Origin of the sequence: Corallococcus sp. AB049A (assembly GCF_003668885.1) — a bacterium.
Classification (GTDB): Bacteria; Myxococcota; Myxococcia; order Myxococcales; family Myxococcaceae; genus Corallococcus; species Corallococcus interemptor.
On sequence record NZ_RAWL01000414.1, the window covers coordinates 1 to 7,509 of the forward strand.

Consider the following 7,509-nt stretch of genomic DNA (forward strand, 5'->3'; position numbering starts at 1 on the left):
CCGCGCGACCCCCAGTGCATAGACAGCGTTGCGCCTCAAACCGTCGTACCGCGCGCGCGCCAGCGCCGTGCCTGGGATGAGTTCCTTGTATTGCTCGGGCGTCAGCGCCGCCAGCTCCAGCGTGCCCCGCGCGCTCGCGAGCCCCCGGCCCAGCAGCAGCACCACCACGCCCACCAGCGCCGTGAGGATGCCCGCCGTCGTCCGCGTGGAGGCGCGCTCGCGGCCCAGCACCAGGCTGGCCACGTACACGCCCAGCGGCGTGAGCGCGTAGAACAGCGCCGCGTGCGCCGCCGTGGAGCGCGACAGGCCGGAGAAGAACAGCGTCTGGTTCACCGGCCCGCCCATGAGCCCCAGCACCACCACGCGCGGCCAGGCATGGCGCGGCGGCAGCTTCGGCCCCGGCGTCAGCACGAGCAGCGCCACGAACGCGACGCCGCAGACGAGGAAGCGCCACAGCACCACCGTGAACGGCGACAGCTCCGTCATCGCCCGCTTCGCGGCCAGGTACGTGCCCGCGCTGATCAGCACCTGCAACGCCAGCGCGGAGTACACCCGCCCGAGCGGAGGCGTCACGGCTCCAGTTGCAGAAGCGCCCATCGTGCGGCGCTGCGTACCAGCTCGCTGTCGTCGCCGCTGAGTTTTTCGAGCAGTGGCCGGGCGTGCGCCTGCCGCGCGACCCCCAGTGCATAGACAGCGTTGCGCCTCAAACCGTCGTACCGCGCGCGCGCCAGCGCCGTGCCTGGGATGAGTTCCTTGTATTGCTCGGGCGTCAGCGCCGCCAGCTCCAGCGTGCCCAGCGACGCCACCGCGCGCGGCACGAAGCGCTCGTCGTCCGCGAACACCGGCTTGCGGTTCAGCGGGCACACCTGCTGGCAGATGTCGCAGCCGAAGATGAGGTTGTCGAACTTGAGCCGGAACGCCTCGGGCACGTCGCGGTCGCGGTTCTCAATCGTCTGGTACGACAGGCACGCTCTCGCATCCACCTGCCGGTTGCCCACGAGCGCGCCCGTGGGACACGCCATGAGGCAGCGCCGGCAGGAGCCGCAGCGGTCCGCCACCGGACCCTCCGGATACGCGTCCACCTCCGCGTCCAGGATGAGCGTGGCCAGCAGCACCCAGGAGCCGTGCGACTCCGTGATGAGGCAGCCGTTCTTGCCCACGTAGCCCAGGCCCCCGCGCGCGGCCCAGACCTTCTCCATCATGGGGCCGCTGTCCACGCCGCCATAGGTGCCCAGCCCCGGGTACCAGGCGTTGAGCGTCTTGCGGAAGGCCTTCATCCGGTCGCGCAGCGTGGAGTGGTAGTCGCGGCCGCGCGCGTACCGCGCGATGGGCGAGCCCTGCGAGGGCCCATCATCCCGCCAGTAGTTGTTCGCGAAGGACAGCACCGTGCGCGCGCCCGGCAGGAGTACGGACACGTCGAGCCGCTCTTCCGCGCGCGACCCCATCCAGTCCATGTCCGCGTCGTAGCCGGCCTCCAGCCACGACATCAGCGACGACGGCGGAATGGGCTCCGCTCGCGCGAAGCCGATGAGGTCGAAGCCCACGTCCTGGGCGAGCTGCCTCAAGCGGGCAGTGGGCAGTTGCGTCGCGTACACGGCTTACTTCGTCGGCTTTTCGGGGATCCACTTCACGTCCGGCAGGCCGGCGCGGAAGTTCACCAGCCGGGCCACCACGAAGAGCAGGTCCGACAGGCGGTTGAGGTACATGGCCACGGCGGGCGGAGCCTTGTCCTCACGCAACAGCGTCACCACCCGGCGCTCGGCGCGGCGGCACACCGTGCGCGCCAGGTGCAGCGCCGCGGCCGCGGGCGCGCCTCCCGGGAGGATGAAGTGCGTCATCTTCGGCAGCTCCTCCTCGTAGCGGTCGATGTGGTGCTCCATCTCCTCCACCCACTCCGGGCGCAGCTCCGGGATGTGGGCCGCCGCCTTGGTGTGCGGCGGCGTGGCCAGCACCGCGCCCACCGTGAAGAGCTGGTCCTGGATGCGCTGGAGCAGGTGCTCCAGGTCCGCCGGCAGCGGGAACGTGCGGACGAGGCCCAGCGTGGCGTTGAGTTCGTCCACCTCGCCGTAGGCGTCCACCAGCGCGTCGTCCTTCGCCACACGGCCGCCGCCGAAGAGGCCCGTCTCTCCCGCATCGCCGGTCTTCGTATAGATCTTCATGGCAGCCCTTCTTATAGCGATGCAACAGATGCAACGCCGTGCGGAGGTGACCCGCGATCTTTATTTTGATCACCCGTTCCACCCCGCCTAAGGAAAAAGCCCCATGCAGCCTTACCTGAGTCTGATGGAGCACGTCCTGACGCACGGGACGAAGAAGGGCGACCGGACCGGCACGGGGACGCTGAGCCTCTTCGGCCACCAGCTGCGCTTCGACCTCACCCAGGGCTTCCCCCTGGTGACGACGAAGAAGCTCCACCTGAAGTCCATCATCCATGAGCTCCTGTGGATGCTCCGGGGCGACTCGAACGTGCGCTCGCTCCAGGAGGTGGGGGTCACCATCTGGGACGAGTGGGCCAACGCCGACGGCAGCCTGGGCCCCGTCTACGGCCACCAGTGGCGCTCCTGGAACACGCCCGGCGGCGGCCACGTGGATCAGATGCAGCAGCTGGTGGACGGGCTGAAGAAGAACCCGGACTCGCGCCGGCACCTGGTGAGCGCGTGGAACGTGGCGGACGTGCCGTCCATGAAGCTGCCGCCCTGCCACGTCATGTTCCAGTTCTACGTGGCGGACGGGAAGCTCTCCTGCCAGCTCTACCAGCGCAGCGCGGACATCTTCCTGGGGCTGCCCTTCAACATCGCGTCGTACTCGCTGCTGACGCTGATGGTGGCGCAGGCCACGGGCCTCACCGCGCACGAGTTCATCCACACCATCGGTGACGCGCACCTCTACCTGAACCACGTGGAGCAGGCCCAGGAGCAGCTGAAGCGCGAGCCGCGTCCCCTGCCGCGCATGCGCCTGAACCCGGACGTGAAGGACCTGTTCGCCTTCCGCTACGAGGACTTCACGCTGGAAGGCTACGACCCGCACCCCGCCATCAAGGCGCCCGTGGCCGTATGAGCCCGCGCATCTCCGCCATCGTCGCCATGGCGGCGAACCGGGTCATCGGCCAGGGAAACACCCTGCCCTGGCGCCTGCCGCTGGACCTGGCCCGCTTCAAGCGCCTGACGATGGGCCACACCCTGATCATGGGCCGCAAGACGTACGACTCCATCGGACGTCCGCTGCCCGGCCGCACCACCGTGGTCCTCACCCGCCAGCGCGACTGGGCCGCCCCCGCTGGCGTGCGCGTGGCCCACACCGTGGACGACGCGCTGGCGCAGGCGGCGGGCGACAGCGAGGTCTTCATCGCGGGCGGCGCGGACCTCTACGCGCAGACGGAAGGCCTGTGGCACCGGCTCTACCTCACCCGCATTGAACGGGACTTCCCCGGCGACGCCTTCTTCCCTCCCGTGGACCTCTCCGGATGGAGGCTGGTGGAGGAGGACCGGTACCCGGAAGGCGACCTGCCCTTCGGTTTCTTCACCTACGAGCGTCAGGGGGAGCCCTTATTCCTGGAGTTTGCCGGGTGACCTACCGTGCGGGTTCCTGCCCCCTTCGTCCGCGAAGGGGTGCTGTAAGTTGAAATTGATTCGCAGAATTGAACGCCCGGGACGTGGTTGGTAGAAGACGGCCGTGAAACACGCCGCCTCCCTCACGCTGTGCCTGCTGCTTGCGCTGTCCTCCTCCGCCCGGGCTGAAGCCCCGGCCACCGACGAGGGGCGCACCTGGCACCGGTTGGTGGGCATCCTCCAGTACCTGCAGGCGGACTACCCGGCGGCGGTGTCGTCGCAGTCGGAGTTCGAGCTGACCGAGCAGAAGAGCTTCGCGGCGGAGGCGCTGGCGGCGGCGAAGGAGCTGGGCCCGGCGGCGGCCACGTTCGTGCCCCGCGTGGAGGCCATCCAGGCGCGCGTCAACGAGGCGAAGGACCCGGAGGGCGTGAGCCGCGACTGCGGGGACCTGGTGGAGAACCTGGTGCTGGCGGGCGGCCTGGCGCGCAGCCCTCGCGTGGCGCCGGACCTGGAGCACGGCAAGAAGCTCTTCCAGGCCAACTGCACGGCGTGCCACGGCGCGCAGGGCAAGGCGGACGTGGCCATCGCGGAGACCATGGAGCCCCGGCCGGCGAACTTCCATGACCCGGAGCTGATGCAGGACGGGCTCACGCCGTACAAGGCGTTCAACACCACCAGCTTCGGCGTGCCCGGCACGGCGATGCCGGCCTACCCCACGCTCACGGAAGAGGACCGCTGGTCGCTGGCCTTCTTCGTCTTCACGCTGCGCCAGCCGGAGTGCCAGGGCGAGCCGCCCAACGCGTCGCTGGAGCGGCTGGCCACGTCCACGGACGCGGAGCTGGCGAAGGCGTTCGGCGCGGACAAGGTGGCGTGCCTGCGCCGGCACATGCCGGACGCGGACGAGGAGAAGGTGCTGCTCAACGCGCGCGCCGCGGTGGGCCACGCGCTGCGGCTGGGCGCGGACGGGGACTACGCGGCCGCGAAGCTTGCCCTGCTGGACGCGTACCTCAACGGCCTGGAGCCGGTGGAGCCCAAGCTGCGCGGGCGCGACCCGGAGCTCACCCAGAAGCTGGAAGAGGCCTTCATGCAGGCGCGGCTCGCCGCCGAGCGCAAGAGCCCGCACCTGCAGGACGAGGGGCGTGAGCTGCTGTCGCTGCTGGACCAGGCGCGAAAGACGACCGGGAGCACCACGGACGTGCTGTCCGTGGCGTGGCTCACGCTGCTCATCCTGCTGCGCGAGGGCTTCGAGGCGACCATCATCGTCACGGCGCTGCTGGCGGCGCTGAAGAAGATGAAGGCCATGGACCAGGTGCGCGTGGTGCACGCGGGCTGGGTGTCCGCGCTCATCGCGGGCGCGCTCGCGTACATCATCGGGCGCAAGCTGCTGGCGGGCGCGCAGCGCGAGTGGCTGGAGGGCATCACGGCGCTGGTGGCGGTGGCCATGCTGCTGTACGCGGCGCTGTGGCTCAACGCGCGCGCCAACGTGAGCCACTTCATGGGGGAGCTGCGCCAGAAGATGCAGGGCGCGTTGGGCCGGGGCAGCACGGTGGGCCTGTTCGTCATCGCGTTCACGTCCGTGCTGCGCGAGAGCTTCGAGACGGCCATCTTCCTCCAGGGCCTGGCGGTGGACTCCGCGGCGGGCGTCGCCTGGGGCGTGGTGGCGGGCGTCGTGGCGCTGGGGGTGCTGGTGCTCTTCGTCAACCGCATGGGCTACCGGCTGCCCATGAAGACGCTCTTCAACGTCTCCACGGTGGTGATGGTGGTGACGGCGGTGATGCTCCTGGGCAAGGGCATCCACTCGCTGCAGGAGGTGGGCGCGCTGCCGCTGGTGCCGGTGCGCTTCATCTACGTGGACATGCTGGGGCTGTATCCGGACGCGATGTCGCTGGTGCCGCAGGCGCTGCTGGCCGTGGCGCCGCTCGTCTACCGGGCCCTGCGCCGCCGGCCCCGCGAGGAGACGCCGGCCTCCGGGGACGGGGCGACGCAGACGCCGCCGTTGCGGTAGCCTCAAGTCCTGGTGAAGCGCACACGGCTGTCCCCACTTCTTGTCCTGCTGCTCGTGTCGGGCCTGGCCTCCGCCCAAGAGGCCCCCGCCGAGCCGGCCCAGGCCCCCGCCGGGAGCCTCACGCCCCCACCCCTGGTGGGCGCGCCGGACGAGGACGTGCCTCCGCCTCCGGAGGTCCCCGCCGGGGACGGCGAGCTTCCGACGCGCGCCTCCGTGCCGCCCGAGGCGCTGCCGTCCGTGAAGGCCTCCCCTCCCGCGAAGGACCCGGTGCCGCGCGTGGCGGTGGAGGTGCTGAGCGGGACGGCGGGCGGCGTCGTGGGCGCGACGATTTTGGGCTCGGTGGGCTACCTGCTGGGTTCCGCCACGGTGGGCTGTGACGAGTGCCTGGTGATGGCCGCCGCGGGCGCCGCTGCGGGAGGCATCATCGGCATCCCGGTGGGCACGTACGCGGGCGGCCACTTCATGGGCGGACGCGGCCGGATGGGCCCGACGGTGGCCGGGAGCATGGTGGGCTGGGGCGCGACGTTCCTGGCGCTCACGCTGGTGAACAGCGGAGGCTCGGAGGCGCCGCCGGCGCTCAACGCCGCCCTCTTCATCCTCCCGGTGGTGGGCGCGAGCGCGGGCTTCGAGTTGTCCCACGGCAAGGTGCTGCGCAACGAGGCCGCGATGCAGGCGGCCCCCGCCCCGTCCGTGCAGGTGATGCCCGTGGCCACCTACAGCAGCAAGGGCCCGCAGCTGGGCCTCATGGGCAGCTTCTAGGAAGCCCCCACGCGGAACCAGGTGAAGGAGTCCTCGCGCACGCGGCCCTCCGCCACCAGCTTCTCCAGGGACGCCAGGGCGCTGCGCTCCGCCACCGGGTGCATGATGGGCGGCGTGTCCGCGTAGGCCGTGGCCACCACCTCCGCCAGCGTCGCTCCCGTCGCGGGCACCGCCTCCAGGATGAGGGCTTCGCGCTGGGCGCGGTGGCGCAGGTACTCGTTCAGCTTGCCCGGGCCGTCCGGCACCGGCGAGCCGTGCGCGGGATACAGCGTCGTCACCGGCCAGTCGCGCAGCCGCTTCAGCTGCTCCAGGTAGTCCACCATGTTGCCTTCCGGCGGGTCGATGACGATGGAGCCCACGCTCGCCACCATGTCCCCCACGATGGCCGACTTGCTGCGCGAGTCCACCAGGCACAGATGGCCCCTCGCGTGCCCCGGCGTGTGCAGCACGTGCCACCGCTGAACCATGGGCCCATCCAGGTTCAGCACCTCGCCGTCCTCCAGCAGCCGCTCCACCGGGAAGTCCAGCCGGTCCGCCGTGCGCGCGTGGCACCAGAGCGGAATGCCCAGCCGCTCCTTCACCGCGAGCGCCCCGCCCACGTGGTCGCCGTGGTGATGCGTGAGCACCACCGCCACCGGCCGCGCGCCTTCCGCCTTCAGCCCCGCCACCAGCGACAAGAGCTTCGCGTACTGCTTCACGTCCGACGAACCCGGATCCACGATGAGCAGGTCGCCCGTGCCCAGCACGTACGCGTTCGTGTGCGTCGCCGGCGGCAGCGTGGGCGTCTCCAGCGCCACCACCCGCACGCCGCGCTGGAACTCGATGCGCTGGGCCACGTAGCCCGGGCAGTACGGCGGCGTGCACAGCTTCGCGCGCGCGTCCGCTTCGTCCGTGAACTCCGACAGCACCTGCAACGCGTGCTGCGCGGGCGGATGCAGGAGCGCCGTGCCGTCACTCCAGCGCGACAGCCCGTCCTCCGGGCGGATCCACGCGCCCTCCGTCAGCTCGCCCGGGATGATGCTCGCCGCCTGCCCCTCCGGCAGCTCCACCAGATAGAAGCGCGTGTCGAAGCGCACCGGGATGGCTGGCGGCGTCACCCAGCGCCCCGCGGCCCGCAGGTCCTCCGCGCGCAGGGACAGCGTGTGCCGCGCCAGCCACTCGCTCCACTTCACCGTGCCCGCGAGCAGCCCTGCCCGC

At 71.0% G+C, this 7,509-nt stretch carries 8 protein-coding genes; 4 read left to right on the plus strand and 4 right to left on the minus strand.

What is annotated here, in order from left to right; all coding sequences use genetic code 11:
• From D7X55_RS31870 to D7X55_RS31880, 3 genes are all read right to left on the minus strand, one after another.
• The coding region (locus D7X55_RS31870) for a DMT family transporter (RefSeq protein WP_233610190.1) at positions 1-597 on the minus strand (597 nt) is incomplete at its 3' end.
• Positions 570-1,595, minus strand: a complete 1,026-nt coding sequence (gene queG, locus D7X55_RS31875; protein ID WP_121725034.1) for a tRNA epoxyqueuosine(34) reductase QueG — start codon at positions 1,593-1,595, stop codon at positions 570-572. The genes D7X55_RS31870 and queG, both read right to left, overlap by 28 nt.
• Before the next feature lie 3 nt (positions 1,596-1,598).
• Complete coding sequence (locus tag D7X55_RS31880; protein ID WP_121725035.1) at positions 1,599-2,159, minus strand: cob(I)yrinic acid a,c-diamide adenosyltransferase; 561 nt, start codon at positions 2,157-2,159, stop codon at positions 1,599-1,601.
• A 103-nt stretch (positions 2,160-2,262) separates the two neighbouring features.
• On the opposite strand from D7X55_RS31880, the gene D7X55_RS31885 reads away from it, so the two are divergent.
• The 4 genes from D7X55_RS31885 (at position 2,263) to D7X55_RS31900 (ending at position 6,312) form a co-directional block, all read left to right on the plus strand.
• Positions 2,263-3,057, plus strand: coding sequence for a thymidylate synthase (locus tag D7X55_RS31885; protein ID WP_121725036.1), 795 nt, complete (start codon positions 2,263-2,265; stop codon positions 3,055-3,057).
• Positions 3,054-3,569, plus strand: coding sequence for a dihydrofolate reductase (locus D7X55_RS31890; RefSeq protein ID WP_121725037.1), 516 nt, complete (start codon positions 3,054-3,056; stop codon positions 3,567-3,569). The genes D7X55_RS31885 and D7X55_RS31890 overlap by 4 nt, the downstream gene beginning before the upstream one ends.
• 103 nt (positions 3,570-3,672) lie before the next feature.
• Positions 3,673-5,553 carry an FTR1 family protein gene (locus D7X55_RS31895; RefSeq protein ID WP_120551107.1) on the plus strand — a complete coding sequence of 627 codons (1,881 nt, stop codon included), beginning with the start codon at positions 3,673-3,675 and terminating at the stop codon, positions 5,551-5,553.
• Positions 5,554-5,565: 12 nt separating this feature from the next.
• The gene (locus tag D7X55_RS31900; RefSeq protein ID WP_147470281.1) at positions 5,566-6,312 is read left to right on the plus strand and encodes a GlsB/YeaQ/YmgE family stress response membrane protein; all 747 of its coding nucleotides are present in this window, start codon (positions 5,566-5,568) and stop codon (positions 6,310-6,312) included.
• On the opposite strand, the gene D7X55_RS31905 is transcribed toward D7X55_RS31900, so the two are convergent.
• The coding region (locus D7X55_RS31905; protein ID WP_121725039.1) for an MBL fold metallo-hydrolase at positions 6,309-7,509 on the minus strand (1,201 nt) is incomplete at its 5' end. The two genes, D7X55_RS31900 and D7X55_RS31905, sit on opposite strands and share 4 nt — an antisense overlap.

What these genes read in the sequence shown, in the direction of transcription:
- D7X55_RS31885 (WP_121725036.1), top strand. Translation starts at nt 2,263, where the DNA reads ATGCAGCCTTACCTGAGTCTGATGGAGCACGTCCTGACGCACGGGACG.
- D7X55_RS31880 (WP_121725035.1), bottom strand. Translation starts at nt 2,159, where the DNA reads ATGAAGATCTATACGAAGACCGGCGATGCGGGAGAGACGGGCCTCTTC.
- D7X55_RS31890 (WP_121725037.1), top strand. Translation starts at nt 3,054, where the DNA reads ATGAGCCCGCGCATCTCCGCCATCGTCGCCATGGCGGCGAACCGGGTC.